The following is a 16,589-nucleotide window of genomic DNA, read 5'->3' on the forward strand; positions in this document are numbered from 1 at the left end:
ATCTTTGAAATCGGAATTCGACCAAACTCGAGGCAACAAGATCAGCCCCGCCGCGCAGATCGGTGCGTGGGCGCAGGTGCCTTGCCGGCGAGCATATTGAGGAGCAAACGACATGGTTTTTGACTTTCTAAAGCGTGGTGCAGTCACTGAAGCACCCGAACAGAAAGCGAGCGCCGCGGGGCCTGTCGTGGCCTATCAGACCTCAGGCCGCGTGGCCTGGAGCCCGCGCGATGCGGTGTCGTTGACGCGGACTGGCTTCTCGGGCAACCCTGTTGGGTTTCGGTCGGTCAAGCTGATCGCCGAGGCGGCGGCGGCGCTGCCGCTGGTGCTGCAGGACACCGAGCAACGCTATGACGTGCACCCCGTGATTGACCTCGTGGCGCGGCCGAACCCGATGCAAGGGCGGGCGGAGTTGCTGGAGGCGCTTTACGCGCAGCTGCTGCTCAACGGCAATGGCTATGTGGAGGCGGTGGCCGGTGAGGCGGATCTGCCGGTGGAGCTGCATGTGCTGCGGTCGGACCGGATGAGCGTGGTGCCCGGCAGCGATGGCTGGCCCGTGGCCTATGAATATGCGGTCGGCGGGCGCAAGCACCGCTTTGACGCCAGCGGGCCGCGCGTACCGGTGTGCCATATCAAGAGCTTCCACCCGCAGGACGATCACTATGGTTTCAGCCCGATGCAGGCGGCGGCGATGGCAATTGATGTGCACAACTCGGCCAGCCGCTGGTCGAAGGCGCTGCTGGACAATGCGGCGCGACCCTCGGGGGCGATTGTCTATCGCGGGGTTGAGGGGCAGGGGACGATGGCGCCCGATCAGTATGAGCGCCTCGTGAGCGAAATGGAGAGCCATCACCAGGGTGCGCGCAACGCGGGCCGCCCGATGCTGCTGGAAGGCGGGCTCGACTGGAAACCGATGGGCTTTTCGCCCTCGGACATGGAGTTCCAGAAGAGCAAGGACGCGGCAGCGCGCGAGATCGCACTGGCCTTCGGGGTGCCGCCGATGCTGCTGGGCATTCAGGGGGATGCAACCTATGCGAATTACCAGGAGGCCAACCGGGCGTTTTATCGCCTGACGGTGCTGCCACTCGCAACCCGGGTCACCGCGGCGCTCGCCCATTGGATCGCTGGGTTCACGGGTACGCCGCTGGTGCTGAAACCCGATCTGGATCAGGTGCCGGCGCTGGCTGCGGAGCGGGACGCACAATGGAGCCGGGTGGCCAAGGCGGATTTTCTGACACAGGCCGAAAAGCGCGCTCTGCTTGGTCTGCCCGTTGAAGGCGGTACGGCGTGAACCCTAGCGAAAAACCCTCGGGCGCGCAGCATGTCGTCTACCCATTCGACGACTTCGAAAGCGTGTTTCAGCGGATCGACAAACGGATTTCGGCCATCGAGAGGGCCACAATCATGCTGGAGCGCGAACTCGCTGTGGCGGAAGAAAAACGGAAATTTGTTGAGCAGAGGTTCAATGAGGTGGATCGGCGGCTCGACCGGATCGACGGGCATATCTCGCGGCTGGTCTGGCTCATCATTGCGGCGATCATCGGTGGCTTCATGTCGTTTGTGATGAGAGGAGCGATGTTCGGTGTTTAGCGTGGCCATCATCACCCGCGCGTCGGTGCTTCTGGCCTTCTGCATGGCGCTGACGCCCGCGATCTTCACGGTCGGGCCGTATCTGGAGAGCCGGTACTTTCCGGTCGTGCGGGAGACGCAGATCCTCCACGAGGAGGAACATGCCTCGGGTGTCAGTTTTTACGTGCGGTTCCGCAAGGTGCGGCAATGCGCCTTCCGAGGGCTGGCCTGGTACGCGGGGGAGGTGCGTGTGCCTGTCGACTTCGAACCGGACGCGGCGACCATGCCGCGCTCGCGCCCGAAGGGTGGACACTACGCAGGCCCTTGGTTCGTCTCGGGACTGAATCAGACCGCCGGGACGCGGGCCTATGCACATCACCGGTGTCATCCGCTGTGGGTGACCATCACCAGATTTTATGACGGCTGACCCCGCCGCACCCGAGACGGTGCGTGCAACATTCAGCGAGGAGAGTGACATGGAAGTAGAGACCGGATTGGAGCGCAAGTTCGCGCGTTTCGGAGAGGCCCTTGAGGTCGAGGATGGCAGCGTCATCAGCGGCTATGCCAGCCTGTTTGGAGCGGTTGACCAGGGCAATGACGTGGTCGCCGAAGGGGCCTACGCGGCGTCGTTGGCAGCACTCACCGCGAAGGGGACGAAGGTCAAGATGCTGTGGCAGCACGACCCGGCGCAGCCCATCGGCATCTGGGATGAGGTGCGCGAGGACGGCAAGGGCCTGTGGGTCAAGGGACGTCTGCTTGACAGCGTGGCCAAGGGCCGTGAGGCAGCCGCGCTGATCGAGGCAGGCGCCATTGACGGGCTGTCGATCGGCTATCGCACGCGCAAGGCTACGAAGAATTCAAAGGGCCAGAGGCTCTTGCAGGAACTGGAGCTTTGGGAGGTGTCGTTGGTGACCTTCCCGATGTTGCCCAGTGCGCGGGTTGCGGGCAAGTCGGAGGAGACTGAGCTTGACCGTTCCCTGCGTGACATGGCCGCCGTCTTTGCAGGCGCGCGCGCTGATCTGGCGCGCCGCTAACGCGCACCTGTCGTCCCGGTCGCGCGAGGGGTTCGCGCGGCCTTCACACTACCAAGAAGAGGATTTGCCATGAGCAAGACCGAACGCAAGGCGGCGGGCGGGGACGGTTTGACCCCCGCTGAGGATGTCAGGCAGGCCGTGACCGGCTTTGTCACTGATTTCAAACGCTTCAAAGACGATATCGAGACAAAACTTCAACAGACAGAAGAGCGACTGACCATGCTGGACCGAAAGACACTGACCTCTCAACGCAGCCCCCTTGGCGGTGCTGTGGACGCGGGCGCACCGCATCAGAAGGCCTTTAACGCATACTTGCGTTCGGGCGATGATGACGGGCTGCGTGGCCTGGAGATGGATGTGAAATCCCTCTCGACCGCGGTGAATTCCGATGGTGGCTATCTCGTAGATCCGCAAACCTCCGAGACGGTGAAATCGGTTCTGAACGCCACCGCGTCGATCCGCTCCATTGCGGCTGTAGTGAACGTTGAAGCGACATCTTACGATGTGCTCGTCGATCACACCGACGTGGGTGCAGGCTGGGCCACCGAAACCGGCGCAACCGGTGAGACCGATACGCCGCAGATCGACCGCATCACCATTTCGCTGCACGAGCTGAGCGCGCTGCCGAAGGCGTCGCAGCGTCTGCTGGATGATAGTGCGTTCGACATCGAGACATGGCTCGCCAGCCGCATCGCCGACAAGTTTGCGCGTGCGGAAGCGGCGGCCTTCATCAATGGCGACGGCACCGACAAGCCGATGGGCATCCTGAGCCACAGCACCGTGGACAATGATGTCTGGACCTGGGGCAACCTCGGCTATGTGCCAACGGGCATCGAAGGCAATGTCACGGCGGATGCGATCATCGACCTGGTCTATGCGCTGGGGGCGGAGTACCGCGCCAATGCGACCTTCGTGATGAACTCCAAGACCGCTGGTCTGGTGCGAAAGCTGAAGGACAACGATGGCCGGTTCCTCTGGTCGGACGGTCTGGCCGCAGCCGAGCCTGCGCGTCTGATGGGCTACCCTGTCCTGATCGCCGAAGACATGCCGGATGCGGCAACCGATGCGACGCCGATTGCCTTTGGCGATTTCTCGGCGGGCTACACCATCGCCGAGCGCCCCGATCTGCGCGTTCTGCGCGACCCGTTCAGCGCCAAGCCGCATGTCCTGTTCTATGCGACAAAGCGCGTGGGCGGCGATGTGAGCGACTATGCCGCGATCAAGCTGCTGAAATTCGGCACCTCCTGAGGGATGTGACGATACCGGCGCGGGGCATGCCTCGCGCCGGGCCGGGTGCGCGCCGGAACGTTTGTGTTGTCTAGCTGCTCCCCTCCGACCGAGCAATGCAGATGGGTGCGCGCCCGGTTTCTGAACGGTGGAGCAAAACGAATTGGAGACATTCGATGATGTTGATCGAAGAAACGACGGTGCCCGATGCGGCGCTACCAGTCGAAGACTTCAAAGCGCATTTGCGACTGGGCACCGGCTTTGGTCAGGATTCTGCGCAGGATGAGGTCCTCGCTGGGTTTCTGCGGGCCGCGATGGCCGCGATTGAGACCCGGACGGGAAAGATCCTGATGACGCGCCCATTCAGCTGGTCGCTGACCTTCTGGCGGGATCGCGATACGCAGGTGCTGCCGGTGGCGCCGGTCTCTGCGGTGACGCGGCTGTCGGTGATGTCCCGTGACGGCAGTTCTTCCGAAGTCGATCCGGAGCAGTATTGGCTGGAACGCGACAGCCAGCGGCCGCGCCTGCGGGCAGTCGGCGCGTGTCTGCCCGTCATTCCGCAGGGTGGATCAGCGGTTGTGGAGTTCGAGGCTGGCTATGGCATGGCTTGGACGGATTTGCCCGCTGACATGCGGCAGGCCGTCCTCCTGTTGGCGGCGCATTACTATGAATACCGCGATGAGACCTCGCTGCGTGAGGGCAGCATGCCTTTTGGTGTGAGCAGTCTGATCGAGCGCTATAAGGTCTTGCGTCTTGGGTCGGGAGCGATCCGATGACGACGCCCCGCCTGAACCGGAAACTGGTCCTGGAGGCGCCGCAACGGTTGGATGACGGCGCTGGCGGATATGTCGAGACCTGGCAGGCGCTGGGTAGTGTCTGGGCAAAGGTGACGCCGCGCTCGGGCCGCGAGACGGCGGTCTCGGAAGTGGCTGTGTCGGCAGTAGGCTACCGGATCACGTTGCGGAGCGCGCCGGAGGGCGACATCAGGCGCCCGCTACCTGAGCAGCGGTTTCGCGAGGGTGCGCGGCTCTTTCACATTCAGGCGGTGGTGGATGACGACCCGGACGGGCGGTATCTCACCTGCTTTGCAACTGAGGAGGTGGCGGTATGAGCTATGCCATGTCGGGCGCGCTGCAGGCCGCCATCTACGACGCCCTGATCAACGACGCGGCAGTTGATGCCCTGATCGGGGGCCATGTCTATGATGCGGTTCCCACAGGGGCGGTGCCCGAGACCTACGTGAGCTTGGGGCGCGAGCAGGCGCGCGATGCCTCCGATCAAACCGGCGACGGCGCGCTGCACGACATTGAAATCATGGTCACGACCACACAACCGGGATTCACGGGTGCCAAGGCGGTCGCGGCGGCGATCTCGGATGTCCTGCAGGACGCTGATCTGACGCTGAGCCGAGGGCGGCTCGTGTTCCTGAAATTCCTGCGGGCGGAGGCACGACGGATCGATGCCAATACCGGCCGCGAGATCCGCATGCGCTTTCGCGCCCGCGTCGACGACGCATAACCTTTAGACTTCAAACAGGAGACAACCCATGGGTGCTCAGAACGGAAAGGACCTTTTGATCAAGGTCGATATGACGGACAGTGGGTCCTTCACCACGCTTGCGGGTCTGCGTGCCACGCGGGTGAGCTTCAACGCGGAGACCATCGATGTGACCAGCCTTGAGAGCCAGGGCGGATGGCGTGAGCTGTTGTCCGGCGCCGGTGTGCGGTCGGTCTCGATCAGCGGGTCCGGTGTGTTCCGCGACGCGGACACGGATGAGCGTGCGCGGCAGCTGTTTTTTGACGGTGAGGCGCCGAACTTTCAGGTCGTGATTCCGGATTTCGGCATCGTCGAGGGGCCGTTTCAGGTCACCGCGATCGAGTACGGCGGCAGCCACAATGGCGAGGCGACCTATGAGCTGTCCCTGGCCAGCGCTGGCGCGTTGAGCTTCACGGCGATCTGATCATGGCAAATCCCTGGAGGGGCGATGTGGCCTTGGTGATCGACGGCGAGACCCATGTTATGCGGTTGACGCTCGGCGCATTGGCCGAGCTGGAGGCCGCGATGCAAACGGATTCGCTTTTGGCCATGGTGGAGCGTTTTGAGAGCAGCAGTTTCACCAGTCAGGATGTGCTGGCGTTGCTGAGGGCGGGCCTGCGGGGCGGCAAATGCGACGTGCCCGATGACGCGCTGCTTCATGCGGAGATTGATGGCGGGCCCATCGGGGCTGCCCGTGCGGCGGCCGAGTTGCTGGCACGCGCGTTCACCGCGCCGCAGGCATGACGCGGCTGGACTGGCCGGCACTGATGCGGGTCGGCCTACGGGGGCTCGGGCTGCAGCCGGACGTGTTCTGGGCGCTTACGCCTGCCGAGTTACAGACCATGTTGGGCGACCCGAGCAAAAGCGGGCCGCTGTTGAGCACCAGGTTGGAGGCCTTGATGGCCTCATATCCCGACACCGAAGACGAGGACGATGGCAATGACGGATGAGAGCGGGTTTGACGATCTTGAGGGGCGCGCCGAAGGGCTGAACGAGACGCTTGGCCAGACGAGCCAGCTGGTTTCGGGGTTTGACAGCGAGCTGCAGCGGATGAAGACGTCCTTGGCGGCCACTGGCCGAGACATCGCCGTTTTGGAGCGCGGGCTGACACGCGGCCTGCGGCGGGCTTTCGACGGCGTTGTCTTTGACGGCGACAGCTTGTCGACAGCGCTCGACACGCTTGCGAACAGTCTGGTGAACACGGCTTACAGCGCTGCGATCAACCCGGTGACGAAACAGGTGGGCGGGCTGCTGGCACAAGGTGTCGACGGGCTGATCGGAGGTATCTTGCCGTTCGCAGATGGGGCTCCGTTCAGCCAGGGTCGCGTCATGCCCTTTGCCACTGGCGGCATCGTCAGCGGAGCCACGCCCTTCGGGATGCGCGGCGGTATGGGGATCATGGGAGAGGCCGGACCGGAGGCGATCATGCCGCTCGCACGCGGCCCCGATGGCAAGCTGGGTGTGCGCGGGGCGGGCGGTGGCGGCCAGACCATCGTGATGAACATCACCACGCCGGACGTGCAGGGGTTCCAGCGCAGCCAGGGCCAGATCGCGGCCCAGATGACCCGTGCCTTGGGGCGCGGCCAACGCAATCGATAAGACCGGGGGAGCACACCCATGCAATTTCATGAAGTGAGGTTTCCGGCCACCCTGAGCTTTGGCTCTGTCGGTGGTCCGGAGAGGCGCACCGATGTGGTGACAATCAGCAACGGCTTCGAGGAGCGGAACTCGCCCTGGGCCCATTCGCGCAGGCGGTATGACGCAGGCTTGGGCATGCGCTCGCTTGATGACGTGGAAACGCTGATCGCGTTTTTCGAAGCGCGGTTCGGGCAACTCTATGCGTTTCGCTGGAAGGACTGGTCCGACTATCGCTCGGCGAAGCCGTCCGCTGACATCTCTGCTTTCGACCAGGTGATTGGAACCGGGGACGGCACGCAGACGGAATTCACGCTGATCAAGGCCTACCAGTCCGGCACCTATAGCTATGTGCGCCCCATCAGCAAGCCAGTCATCGGAACGGTTGTGGTTGGCGTGAATGGGGCTGCCCTGGTCGAAGGAGAAGACTATTCAATTGAGCACGAGACCGGGGTGATCACCTTTGTGACCGCGCCTGACGCTGGTGTTGAGGTGACTGCCGGTTTCGAGTTCGATGTGCCTGTCCGCTTCGACACTGACCGAATCCAGACCAGTATCGCCAGTTTTCAGGCCGGCGAAGTCCCGAATGTGCCGATTGTGGAGGTCCGGATCTGATGCCCGGTATGGATGCAGGGCTTCAGGCCCACCTCGAAGGCGGCCTGACCACTGTCGCGCACGCCTGGGCGATCACTCGGCAGGACGGTGCTGTGCTGGGTTTTACCGATCACGACCGAGATCTGAGCTTTGACGGGATCACCTTTCGGGCAGACACGGGATTGAGCGCGCTGGCGTTATCGCAGAGCACCGGGCTCTCGGTCGACAACACCGAAGCACTTGGCGCGCTCAGCGATCTGTCGATCCGCGAGGATGAAATCGAGCAAGGCCGATTCGATGAGGCCGAGGTGCTGGCCTGGCTGGTGAACTGGCACGATGTAAGTCAGCGCTGGTTACAGTTTCGCGGCACCATCGGTGAGCTGCGCCGTGCGGACGGTGGTTTTCAGGCCGAGTTGCGTGGATTGACCGAGTTGCTCAATCGACCGTTGGGGCGGGTCTATCAGAAGCCCTGCACGGCGGTGCTGGGGGATGCGACCTGCCGGTTCGACCTGACGACACCAGGCTACTCGATTGAGCTGCCCATCGAAGAGGTCACCCGATCACGCGTCTTCCGTTGGGAGGACTTCGGCGGCTTTGACACCGGCTGGTTCGCCCGTGGTCGACTGGAGATCCTGACCGGGGCCGCGGCAGGGCTTTGGGGGATGATCAAACAGGACCGATTTGAAGGCGTTTACCGCGTTATTGAGCTGTGGGAACCTTTGCGCGGCGCGCTTGAGCCGGGTGCACGTGTCCGGATCGTCGCAGGTTGTGACAAACGCAGCCAGACCTGCCGGCTTAAGTTTGCGAACCTGATCAATTTTCAAGGGTTTCCGGATGTGCCGAGCGAGGACTGGATGATCGCGGTGCCGAAATCGAGCGGCGCGAATACAGGCGGGAGCCGAAGATGACCCCAATGCAGCAGCGCATCCTGATTGAGGCCCGCGACTGGATTGGAACTCCTTATGTGCACCAATCCGCCCGCAAAGGCGCCGGAACCGATTGCCTGGGGCTGATCCGCGGTCTGTGGCGCGCACTTTATGGGCAGGAACCAGAACCCGTTCCGGCGTATTCCATGGATTGGTCGGAGCCGCAGGGCGAAGAGCGCCTGTGGGATGCCGCCGTTCGGCACCTGCTGGCCAAGCCGTTGGATCATTTGGCACCTGCGGATGTCGTTCTTTTCCGAATGCGCAGCAACGCGGTTGCAAAGCACCTTGGGATCGTCGGTCAGACGGGACACCATCCAACCTTCATACACGCTTATTCCGGCCACGGGGTTGTCGAAAGTCCGCTCAGCCTGCCGTGGCGGCGGCGCATTGTGGCGCGGTTTACTTTTCCTGAGGAGGCCCTCTGATGGCGACGATTGTACTTTCTGCGGTAGGAGCCGCGGCTGGTGGCGCGATTGGCGGCAGTGTCGCGGGCCTGTCGACCGCTGTGATCGGTCGCGCTGTAGGCGCCACCATTGGCCGAGTGATCGATCAGCGGCTGCTGGGTGAGGGGTCTGAGGTGGTGGAGACCGGCAAGGTTGACCGCTTCCGCATCTCCAGCGTTGGTGAAGGGGAAGCGCTCGCGCAGGTATACGGGCGGATGCGGCTGGGTGGTCAGGTGATTTGGGCCTCGGATTTCGCCGAAACTGTTTCGGTCTCCGGTGGCGGCGGCGGCGGCAAGGGAGCGCCGAGCCAACCCACGACCCAAACCCGCAGCTATTCCTATTCGGTCAATCTTGCCGTGGCGATCTGCGAAGGTGAGATTACGCGAGTCGGGCGCATCTGGGCCAATGGTGAAGAGATTGCACCGGATGATCTCAATATGCGGATCTACCGCGGTGCGCCGGATCAGCTGCCCGATCCGACGATTGAGGCGATTGAAGGTGCGGGAACGGTTCCGGCCTATCGTGGTACCGCTTACGTCGTTTTCGAGAATCTTCAGCTGGAGCGGTTCGGCAACCGGATTCCGCAATTCTCCTTTGAGGTGTCCCGGCCCGAGCAGGTCGACGAGCCTGACGCGGAGCTGGCACTGACCTATGCAATCAGAAGTGTCGCCGTGATCCCCGGAACAGGAGAGTACTCCTTGGCGACGACACCGGTGCACTACAGCAGCGGGCCCGGCAGCCGCTGGAGCGCAAATGTCAACACACCGGCGGAAAAGGCGGACTTTGCCGCCTCGCTCGAGACACTTGTTGATGAACTCCCCAACTGTGAAGCGGCATCCCTGGTTGTGTCCTGGTTCGGTGACGACCTGCGGTGTGGAAGCTGCAAGATCCGGCCCCGCGTCGAGAAGAAGGAATACGAAGGCGAGAACATGCGTTGGACCGTCGCGGGCCTCAGCCGGTCAACGGCTCTCGCGATGCCACAGGAGAATGGGCGACCAGTGTATGGCGGAACGCCCACCGATCAGTCGGTTGTTCAAGCCATTCAAGCGATGCACGCGGCTGGCAAGAAGGTGTTGTTCTATCCCTTCATCCTAATGGACCAACTGGGCGACAACACGCTGCAAAACCCGTATGCGCCGGAAGAAATACAGCCCGCTCTGCCCTGGAGAGGGCGGATCACCTTGTCGGTTGCGCCGGGCGTAGAGGGGTCGCCCGACGGTACGGCGGATGCGGATGCGGAAGTGGATGCGTTCTTCGGTACGGCACGCGCAACGCATTTCAGCACCTCCGGTACATCGGTGCGCTACACTGGGCCAAATGAGTGGTCTTTCAACCGGTTCATCCTGCACTATGCTGCGCTCTGCAAAGCAGCGGGCGGTGTCGAAGCCTTCTGTATCGGCACTGAAATGCGGGGGCTTACGCAGATTCGCGGTGCCGGGAACAGTTTTGTCGCCGTGGCGCGGATGCGCGCTCTGGCGGCTGATGTGCGTGCCATCCTGGGGGCGGAGACCAAGATCACCTATGCTGCGGATTGGAGTGAATATTTCGGCTATCAGCCGCAGGATGGTTCGAATGACCGTTACTTCCATCTCGATCCGTTGTGGGCAGACGCCAATATCGATTTCATCGGTATAGACAACTACATGCCGATGTCTGACTGGCGGGAGGGGGATGAGCATCTCGATGCCGACGCCGGATCAATCTATGATCTCGAATACCTGAAATCGAACATTGATGGTGGTGAGGGATACGACTGGTTCTATGCGTCCGAGCAGGATGCGGCGGAGCAGATCCGCACACCAATCGAAGACGGCGCATACGGAGAGCCGTGGGTCTACCGCTACAAGGACATCAAAAACTGGTGGATGAACCCGCATCACGAGCGCATCGCAGGTGTCCGGTCGCCCGATCCCACGGGGTGGATTCCGCAGTCAAAACCAATCTGGTTCACCGAGATCGGTTGTGCCTCCGTCGACAAGGGAACAAACCAGCCAAACAAGTTCCTTGATATGAAGTCGTCCGAAAGCAGCTTGCCGAAGTTTTCCAACGGCGCACGCGATGACTTCATCCAGGCGCAGTATCTGCGGGCGCTGGCTGCGTTCTGGGCCGATCAGGACAAGAACCCCAGCTCGATAGTTTACGACGGGCCCATGGTCGATATGAGCCGGGCGTTTGTCTGGGCCTGGGATGCGCGACCCTATCCCTATTTCCCGAATAATGCAGCGCTGTGGAGCGACGCCGAGAATTACGCGCGGGGGCATTGGATCAATGGACGGACGTCGGCGCGGTCTCTATCTTCGGTTGTCGCCGAGATTTGCATGAAGGCGGGTGTCAAGAATTTCGACACCAGCCGCCTTTACGGCACGGTACGTGGCTATCTGGTCAATGATGTCAACGACGCCCGCGCCTCGCTACAACCGCTGATGCTGCGGTATTCCTTCGATGCGGTCGAGCGGGACGGCGAGCTCGTCTTCCGTATGCGCAATGGTCAGAATCCGTTGCAGCTGAACCGCGACATCCTCGCTCTCAGCGAGGAGCTTGATGGTGTCGTGGAGCAATCCCGCTCATCACAGGCTGATATGGCCGGGCGGGTTCGCCTTCGGTTCGTGCAAGCAGATGCGGAGTTCGACGTGCTGGCCGAGGAAGCCGTGCTGGCGGATGAACGCACGCATTCCGTTTCGACCTCCGAGATACCGATCGCGCTGACCCGCGGCGAGGGGCGCCAGACTGCAGAACGCTGGCTGACCGAAGCGCGGGTGGCCCGCGATGCGATCCGCTTTGCGCTGCCGCCATCGTGCCTCACAATGGGGGCCGGCGATGTCATCGAATTGCAGGGAGATCAGACGGAAGGTCGTGCGCTTTACCGGATTGACCGGGTGGAACAGGGTGCGTTGCAGATCGTCGAAGCCGTTCGGATCGAACCCGATGTCTATACTTCGGCTGAGATGATCGACGATGTGCCGAGCCCGCGACCCTTCGTGCCGCCCGTGCCGGTCACACCGCTGTTCCTCGATCTGCCGTTGATGACCGGAGACGAGGTGCCGCATGCGCCCCATGCCGCGATTACGGCGCAGCCCTGGCAGGGCTCGGTCGCTGTTTATCGTTCGCCAAGCGACAGCGATTTCCGGCTTATCAGCCAGCTGTCCGCACGGTCAATCATCGGCACCACTCAATCCGCGATGGTGGCCGCTCCCGCGGCGCGTCTGGATCGCGGTGCACCGCTCGAAGTGAAGCTGATCAGCGGTACGCTCAGTTCCGTAGACATTCAGGCGATGCTGAGCGGCGCCAATCTGGCGGCGATCGGGGATGGCACTCCGGACAATTGGGAGGTGTTCCAATTCGCCGAGGCCACGCTTATCGACAAGTATACCTACCAGTTGCAGACCCGGTTGCGAGGGCAGTTGGGCAGTGACGGCCTCGTGCCGGATGTCTGGCCCGAGGGCTCCTGGTTTGTCCTTCTGAACGGCTTTCCCGAGCAGATTGACCTTGGCCGCAACCTGCGGCGGGTGTCTCAGACCTACCGCATCGGCCCCGCGCGTCGTCCGGTGGATGACGTGTCTTACGTCGAAGAAGTACATGCCTTCAACGGCAATGGAGAGCGGCCTTACGCGCCGGCCCATCTGCGCACGACCCGCGCATTCGACGGCACGCTTCGCGCTCTCTGGATTCGCCGTACGCGCCAAGACGGGGACAGCTGGGATGTGCCGGATGTGCCCTTGGCCGAGGAGAGCGAGGCCTATGCCGTGCGCGTCCGGCAAGGCGATACGGTCTTGCGCGAGACGACTGTTTACGCGCCACAATGGGATTACACATTGGCTGATCAACTGGCGGATGAGGCAACCGGTGCCGTGACGCTTGAAGTCGCCCAGATTTCGGCAACCTACGGGCCCGGGCTTGTCACCAGTGTCGATGTGTCGCTCTGAAGATACCCGTGGATGAAGAGGTCGGCCTAACCCATTCCCGACGGGAATGCCGCTCATCACAGCTTTGCATTTGGCCTTCGCCTCCTAAATGAGGTAACAAGGGGCGAACCGCAAAGAGGATGATCACGATGGCGGAACTTAGTCCAAACATCACTCCGGTTGATCCGGTTTGGGACCAGATCTGTGTCGAAGCACGGCAGGCGGCTCTGGATGAGCCGCTTATGGGCGGGTTTCTCCACGCTTGTATCCTGCACCACACGAGCATCGAGAAGGCGCTGTCCTACCGGATCGCCGCCAAGCTTGCGTCCAACGAGATGTCGATGGTCGTCGTGCGTGAGATGGTCGAAGATGCCTATTCTCTCGATCCGTCGCTGGTGCACGCGGCACGGGCCGATCTCGTCGCCATATACGAGCGTGATCCGGCCTGCCACCGGTTGCTGCAGCCGATCCTCTATTTCAAAGGGTATCAGGCGATGCAGGCCTACCGGGTGGGTCACCACCTGTGGACGCAAGGAAAACGCGATCTGGCCTATTTCGTACAGATGCGGGTCTCGGAAATCTTCGGCGTCGACATCCACCCGGCGGCGCGTATCGGCAAAGGCATCATGATCGACCACGCGCATTCCATCGTGATCGGCGAGACGGCCGTTGTCGGTGACAATGTCTCCATGCTGCATTCGGTGACACTTGGCGGGACGGGCAAGGAAGAAGAGGACCGTCATCCCACAATCGGTGACGGTGTGCTGATCGGAGCCGGGGCCAAGGTCCTGGGCAACATCAAGATCGGCAATTGCAGCCGGATCGCTGCAGGATCTGTGGTGCTCGAAGAGGTGCCGCCCTGCAAGACGGTGGCGGGTATCCCGGCACGTATTGTCGGCGAAGCGGGATGTGATCAGCCATCCATTTCGATGAACCATATGCTTGGCCCGGACGTCTGAGGCCTTCTAAAATGCAAAAAGCCGGGAGCAATGCTCCCGGCTTTTTTGTTTTGGGGCCGCGTGTCAGGCCAGCATGGTCATCGGGTTTTCAAGATTGTCCTTGATCGCCTGTAGAAGCTGCGCGCCGAGCGCCCCGTCAATCACGCGGTGATCCACCGACAATGTGACCGACATCACCGTGGCAACCGCCAGTTCTCCATCTGCTCCAACAATCGGCCTTTTTACGCCCGCTCCAACTGCGAGGATCGCGCCATGGGGCGGGTTGATGACCGCGTCGAAATTGTCGATACCGAACATGCCAAGGTTGGAGATGGCGAAGCTGCCGCCCTGGTATTCATGCGGCGCGAGCTTGCGGTCGCGGGCGCGGGTCGCAAGGTCCTTCATCTCGGCGGAGAGCGCGGAGAGCGATTTCATGTCAGCGTCTTTCAGCACAGGTGTGAAGAGCCCGCCCTCGATGGCCACTGCGACGGCCACATCCGACGGTTTCAGCTTCAGCATCCGGTCACCGGCCCAGACGGCATTGGCATCGGGCACCGCTTGAAGCGCAAGCGCGCAGGCCTTGATGATGAAGTCGTTGACCGAGAGCTTCACGCCCCGAGCCTCAAGCTGTTTGTTGAGCTCGCCGCGGAACTTCAGCAGCGCATCAAGCTCAATGTCCCGGCGCAGGTAGAAATGCGGGATCGATTGCTTGGCCTCGGTGAGGCGGCTGGCGATGGTCTTGCGCATGCCATCCAAGCTCACCTCTTCGTAGTCGCGCCCCTCGTACATCGCCATCACAGAGCTTGCGCTTGGGCCACGCGCGGCGGCGGCTGCAGGGGCGGCCGGGGCTTCCGCTGCGGGCGCGCTTGCGGCTGCCTTTGGGGCAGCTGTCGCTTTCTCCACATCGGCCTTCACGATGCGGCCGTGCGGGCCGGAGCCTTTGATGGACGCCAGATCGAGGCCCTTATCCTTGGCGATCCGGCGTGCAAGCGGGGACGCAAAGATGCGATTGCCGTCCGCGCTCTTTGGTGCCGGAGCGGGAGCGGGCGCCTCGGAGCCTCCGCTGGAGGCCGCCTCGTTGCCCGCGTCAGCCGCAGGTGCGGCTTGCGGTGCAGATTTCGACGTGTCGATATCATCGGCGCTTTCGCCCTCTTCGAGCAGGATCGCGATGGCGGTGTTGACCTTCACGCCTTCGGTGCCTTCTTCAACCAGGATCTTGCCGATGGTGCCTTCATCGACAGCTTCGAACTCCATCGTGGCCTTGTCGGTTTCGATCTCGGCCATGATGTCGCCGGAGGAGACGGTGTCGCCTTCCTTGACGTGCCATTTGGCAAGCGTGCCTTCTTCCATGGTTGGGCTCAGGGCGGGCATGAGGATTTCTGTCGGCATGGCGCGCTCCTTAGCTGTAGGTGACTTGTTTCACGGCGGCGATCACCTCGTCGGTGGTCACCAGTGCCAGCTTTTCGAGGTTGGCGGCATAGGGCATCGGCACATCCTTGCCGGTGCAGTTGATCACCGGTGCGTCCAAATAGTCGAAGGCCTCCTGCATGATCACCGAAGAGATGTAGTTGCCAACGGAGCCTTGTGGCCAGCCTTCCTCGACTGTCACGCAGCGGTTGGTTTTCATCACGGATTTGAGGATGCTGCCGGTGTCCATGGGGCGCAGGGTGCGCAGGTCGATCACTTCCGCTGAGATGCCATCTTCGGCCAGCTTGTCCGCGGCTTCGAGGGCGTACTGCATGCCGATGCCAAAGCTCACGATGGTGACATCCGAGCCTTCCCGCCAGATGCGCGCCTTTCCAAACGGAACCGTATAGTCATCGAGCTCGGGCACGTCGAAGCTGCGCCCGTAGAGGATCTCGTTTTCCAAGAAGATGACCGGGTTGGGGTCGCGGATCGCGGTTTTCATCAGCCCTTTGTAGTCGGAGGCGGAGTAGGGCATGGCGACCTTCAGGCCGGGGATCTGCATGTACCAGGCGGCATAGTCCTGGCTGTGCTGCGCGCCCACGCGGGCCGCAGCGCCGTTGGGTCCGCGGAAGACCATGGGCGCGCCCATCTGACCGCCGGACATGTAGAGGGTTTTCGCAGCAGAGTTGATGATCTGGTCGATGGCCTGCATGGCGAAGTTGAAGGTCATGAACTCCACGATGGGGCGCAGCCCGCCGAAGGCGGCCCCCGTGGCGATGCCCGCAAAGCCGTGCTCGGTGATCGGCGTGTCGATCACGCGCTTGGCGCCGAATTCGTCGAGCATGCCCTGGCTGATCTTATAGGCGCCCTGGTATTCGGCGACTTCTTCCCCCATCAGGAAGACAGAGTCGTCGCGGCGCATTTCCTCGGCCATGCCATCGCGCAAGGCCTCGCGCACCGTTTGTTGCTTCAGCGTCGTGCCTTCGGGCCAGTCGGGCGAGGTGTCGGTCTCGGGTGCCGATGGCGCCGGGGCGGGCGCCTCGGAGCCTCCGCTGGAGGCCGCCTCGTTGCCCGCGTCAGCCGCAGGTGCGGCTTCCGGTGCAGATGTCGACGTGTCGATATCATCGGCGCTTTCGCCCTCTTCGAGCAGGACAGCGATGGCGGTGTTGACCTTCACGCCTTCGGTGCCTTCTTCGACCAGGATCTTGCCGATGGTGCCTTCGTCGACCGCTTCGAACTCCATCGTGGCCTTGTCGGTTTCGATTTCGGCCATGATGTCGCCGGAGGAGACGGTGTCGCCCTCCTTGACGTGCCATTTGGCAAGCGTGCCTTCTTCCATTGTCGGCGAGAGCGCGGGCATTAGAATTTCGGTTGCCAT

Annotated in this window: 19 protein-coding genes; 17 read left to right on the forward strand and 2 right to left on the reverse strand. The window is 62.4% G+C overall.

From position 1 onward, the window contains the following. Window positions 1–112: 112 nt before the first annotated feature. The 17 genes from Q1A71_RS09405 (at window position 113) to cysE (ending at window position 13,825) form a co-directional block, all read left to right on the forward strand. On the forward strand, window positions 113–1,291 hold the full coding sequence (locus tag Q1A71_RS09405) for a phage portal protein (RefSeq protein WP_299674520.1): 1,179 nt from the start codon (window positions 113–115) through the stop codon (window positions 1,289–1,291). Continuing rightward, on the forward strand, window positions 1,288–1,590 hold the full coding sequence (locus tag Q1A71_RS09410) for a hypothetical protein (protein WP_299674523.1): 303 nt from the start codon (window positions 1,288–1,290) through the stop codon (window positions 1,588–1,590). The genes Q1A71_RS09405 and Q1A71_RS09410 overlap by 4 nt, the downstream gene beginning before the upstream one ends. Next, entirely contained in the window at window positions 1,583–1,996 is a 414-nt protein-coding gene (locus Q1A71_RS09415; RefSeq protein WP_299674526.1) for a hypothetical protein, read from the forward strand. The genes Q1A71_RS09410 and Q1A71_RS09415 overlap by 8 nt, the downstream gene beginning before the upstream one ends. 49 nt (window positions 1,997–2,045) lie before the next feature. Beyond that, window positions 2,046–2,603, forward strand: coding sequence for an HK97 family phage prohead protease (locus tag Q1A71_RS09420; protein WP_299674529.1), 558 nt, complete (start codon window positions 2,046–2,048; stop codon window positions 2,601–2,603). Window positions 2,604–2,672: 69 nt separating this feature from the next. Continuing rightward, window positions 2,673–3,851, forward strand: a complete 1,179-nt coding sequence (locus tag Q1A71_RS09425; protein ID WP_299674532.1) for a phage major capsid protein — start codon at window positions 2,673–2,675, stop codon at window positions 3,849–3,851. Window positions 3,852–4,006: 155 nt separating this feature from the next. Continuing rightward, window positions 4,007–4,606 (forward strand): head-tail connector protein, encoded by a 600-nt coding sequence (locus tag Q1A71_RS09430; RefSeq protein ID WP_299674535.1) that lies wholly within the window; start codon window positions 4,007–4,009, stop codon window positions 4,604–4,606. Next, window positions 4,603–4,941 carry a phage head closure protein gene (locus tag Q1A71_RS09435; RefSeq protein WP_299674538.1) on the forward strand — a complete coding sequence of 113 codons (339 nt, stop codon included), beginning with the start codon at window positions 4,603–4,605 and terminating at the stop codon, window positions 4,939–4,941. Before Q1A71_RS09430 ends, Q1A71_RS09435 begins: the two co-directional genes overlap by 4 nt. After that, on the forward strand, window positions 4,938–5,348 hold the full coding sequence (locus tag Q1A71_RS09440; RefSeq protein ID WP_299674541.1) for a DUF3168 domain-containing protein: 411 nt from the start codon (window positions 4,938–4,940) through the stop codon (window positions 5,346–5,348). The genes Q1A71_RS09435 and Q1A71_RS09440 overlap by 4 nt, the downstream gene beginning before the upstream one ends. A 28-nt stretch (window positions 5,349–5,376) precedes the next feature. Continuing rightward, complete coding sequence (locus Q1A71_RS09445) at window positions 5,377–5,790, forward strand: phage major tail protein, TP901-1 family (protein ID WP_299674544.1); 414 nt, start codon at window positions 5,377–5,379, stop codon at window positions 5,788–5,790. Window positions 5,791–5,792: 2 nt separating this feature from the next. After that, complete coding sequence (locus Q1A71_RS09450; RefSeq protein WP_299674546.1) at window positions 5,793–6,110, forward strand: gene transfer agent family protein; 318 nt, start codon at window positions 5,793–5,795, stop codon at window positions 6,108–6,110. Beyond that, window positions 6,107–6,316: a rcc01693 family protein gene (locus Q1A71_RS09455; protein WP_299674549.1), complete on the forward strand. Its 210-nt coding sequence runs from the start codon at window positions 6,107–6,109 to the stop codon at window positions 6,314–6,316. The genes Q1A71_RS09450 and Q1A71_RS09455 overlap by 4 nt, the downstream gene beginning before the upstream one ends. After that, window positions 6,306–6,965, forward strand: coding sequence for a phage tail tape measure protein (locus tag Q1A71_RS09460; RefSeq protein WP_299674552.1), 660 nt, complete (start codon window positions 6,306–6,308; stop codon window positions 6,963–6,965). The genes Q1A71_RS09455 and Q1A71_RS09460 overlap by 11 nt, the downstream gene beginning before the upstream one ends. A gap of 18 nt (window positions 6,966–6,983) precedes the next feature. Next, window positions 6,984–7,616, forward strand: a complete 633-nt coding sequence (locus Q1A71_RS09465) for a DUF2460 domain-containing protein (RefSeq protein ID WP_299674555.1) — start codon at window positions 6,984–6,986, stop codon at window positions 7,614–7,616. After that, window positions 7,616–8,503 carry a DUF2163 domain-containing protein gene (locus tag Q1A71_RS09470; RefSeq protein WP_299674558.1) on the forward strand — a complete coding sequence of 296 codons (888 nt, stop codon included), beginning with the start codon at window positions 7,616–7,618 and terminating at the stop codon, window positions 8,501–8,503. Before Q1A71_RS09465 ends, Q1A71_RS09470 begins: the two co-directional genes overlap by 1 nt. Further along, window positions 8,500–8,946 carry a peptidase gene (locus tag Q1A71_RS09475; RefSeq protein WP_299674561.1) on the forward strand — a complete coding sequence of 149 codons (447 nt, stop codon included), beginning with the start codon at window positions 8,500–8,502 and terminating at the stop codon, window positions 8,944–8,946. Before Q1A71_RS09470 ends, Q1A71_RS09475 begins: the two co-directional genes overlap by 4 nt. Further along, window positions 8,946–12,887, forward strand: coding sequence for a glycoside hydrolase/phage tail family protein (locus Q1A71_RS09480; RefSeq protein ID WP_299674564.1), 3,942 nt, complete (start codon window positions 8,946–8,948; stop codon window positions 12,885–12,887). Before Q1A71_RS09475 ends, Q1A71_RS09480 begins: the two co-directional genes overlap by 1 nt. 128 nt (window positions 12,888–13,015) lie before the next feature. Next, window positions 13,016–13,825: a serine O-acetyltransferase gene (gene cysE / locus Q1A71_RS09485; RefSeq protein WP_299674567.1), complete on the forward strand. Its 810-nt coding sequence runs from the start codon at window positions 13,016–13,018 to the stop codon at window positions 13,823–13,825. Between the two features lie 63 nt (window positions 13,826–13,888). Here cysE and Q1A71_RS09490 read toward each other — a convergent pair whose 3' ends face one another. Together Q1A71_RS09490 and Q1A71_RS09495 are read right to left on the reverse strand one after the other, a co-directional pair. Continuing rightward, window positions 13,889–15,193 (reverse strand): pyruvate dehydrogenase complex dihydrolipoamide acetyltransferase, encoded by a 1,305-nt coding sequence (locus Q1A71_RS09490; protein ID WP_299674570.1) that lies wholly within the window; start codon window positions 15,191–15,193, stop codon window positions 13,889–13,891. Window positions 15,194–15,203: 10 nt separating this feature from the next. Next, complete coding sequence (locus Q1A71_RS09495) at window positions 15,204–16,589, reverse strand: pyruvate dehydrogenase complex E1 component subunit beta (protein ID WP_299674573.1); 1,386 nt, start codon at window positions 16,587–16,589, stop codon at window positions 15,204–15,206.

This window comes from uncultured Roseobacter sp. (genome assembly GCF_947493125.1).
Classification (GTDB): Bacteria; Pseudomonadota; Alphaproteobacteria; order Rhodobacterales; family Rhodobacteraceae; genus Roseobacter.

Excerpts from the sequence above, each read along its gene's own strand:
- Q1A71_RS09405 (WP_299674520.1), top strand. The coding sequence starts at position 113 with ATGGTTTTTGACTTTCTAAAGCGTGGTGCAGTCACTGAAGCACCCGAA.
- Q1A71_RS09420 (WP_299674529.1), top strand. The coding sequence starts at position 2,046 with ATGGAAGTAGAGACCGGATTGGAGCGCAAGTTCGCGCGTTTCGGAGAG.
- Q1A71_RS09425 (WP_299674532.1), top strand. The coding sequence starts at position 2,673 with ATGAGCAAGACCGAACGCAAGGCGGCGGGCGGGGACGGTTTGACCCCC.
- Q1A71_RS09430 (WP_299674535.1), top strand. The coding sequence starts at position 4,007 with ATGATGTTGATCGAAGAAACGACGGTGCCCGATGCGGCGCTACCAGTC.
- Q1A71_RS09435 (WP_299674538.1), top strand. The coding sequence starts at position 4,603 with ATGACGACGCCCCGCCTGAACCGGAAACTGGTCCTGGAGGCGCCGCAA.
- Q1A71_RS09440 (WP_299674541.1), top strand. The coding sequence starts at position 4,938 with ATGAGCTATGCCATGTCGGGCGCGCTGCAGGCCGCCATCTACGACGCC.
- Q1A71_RS09445 (WP_299674544.1), top strand. The coding sequence starts at position 5,377 with ATGGGTGCTCAGAACGGAAAGGACCTTTTGATCAAGGTCGATATGACG.
- Q1A71_RS09450 (WP_299674546.1), top strand. The coding sequence starts at position 5,793 with ATGGCAAATCCCTGGAGGGGCGATGTGGCCTTGGTGATCGACGGCGAG.
- Q1A71_RS09455 (WP_299674549.1), top strand. The coding sequence starts at position 6,107 with ATGACGCGGCTGGACTGGCCGGCACTGATGCGGGTCGGCCTACGGGGG.
- Q1A71_RS09460 (WP_299674552.1), top strand. The coding sequence starts at position 6,306 with ATGACGGATGAGAGCGGGTTTGACGATCTTGAGGGGCGCGCCGAAGGG.
- Q1A71_RS09465 (WP_299674555.1), top strand. The coding sequence starts at position 6,984 with ATGCAATTTCATGAAGTGAGGTTTCCGGCCACCCTGAGCTTTGGCTCT.
- Q1A71_RS09470 (WP_299674558.1), top strand. The coding sequence starts at position 7,616 with ATGCCCGGTATGGATGCAGGGCTTCAGGCCCACCTCGAAGGCGGCCTG.
- Q1A71_RS09475 (WP_299674561.1), top strand. The coding sequence starts at position 8,500 with ATGACCCCAATGCAGCAGCGCATCCTGATTGAGGCCCGCGACTGGATT.
- Q1A71_RS09480 (WP_299674564.1), top strand. The coding sequence starts at position 8,946 with ATGGCGACGATTGTACTTTCTGCGGTAGGAGCCGCGGCTGGTGGCGCG.
- cysE (WP_299674567.1), top strand. The coding sequence starts at position 13,016 with ATGGCGGAACTTAGTCCAAACATCACTCCGGTTGATCCGGTTTGGGAC.
- Q1A71_RS09490 (WP_299674570.1), bottom strand. The coding sequence starts at position 15,193 with ATGCCGACAGAAATCCTCATGCCCGCCCTGAGCCCAACCATGGAAGAA.
- Q1A71_RS09495 (WP_299674573.1), bottom strand. The coding sequence starts at position 16,589 with ATGGCAACCGAAATTCTAATGCCCGCGCTCTCGCCGACAATGGAAGAA.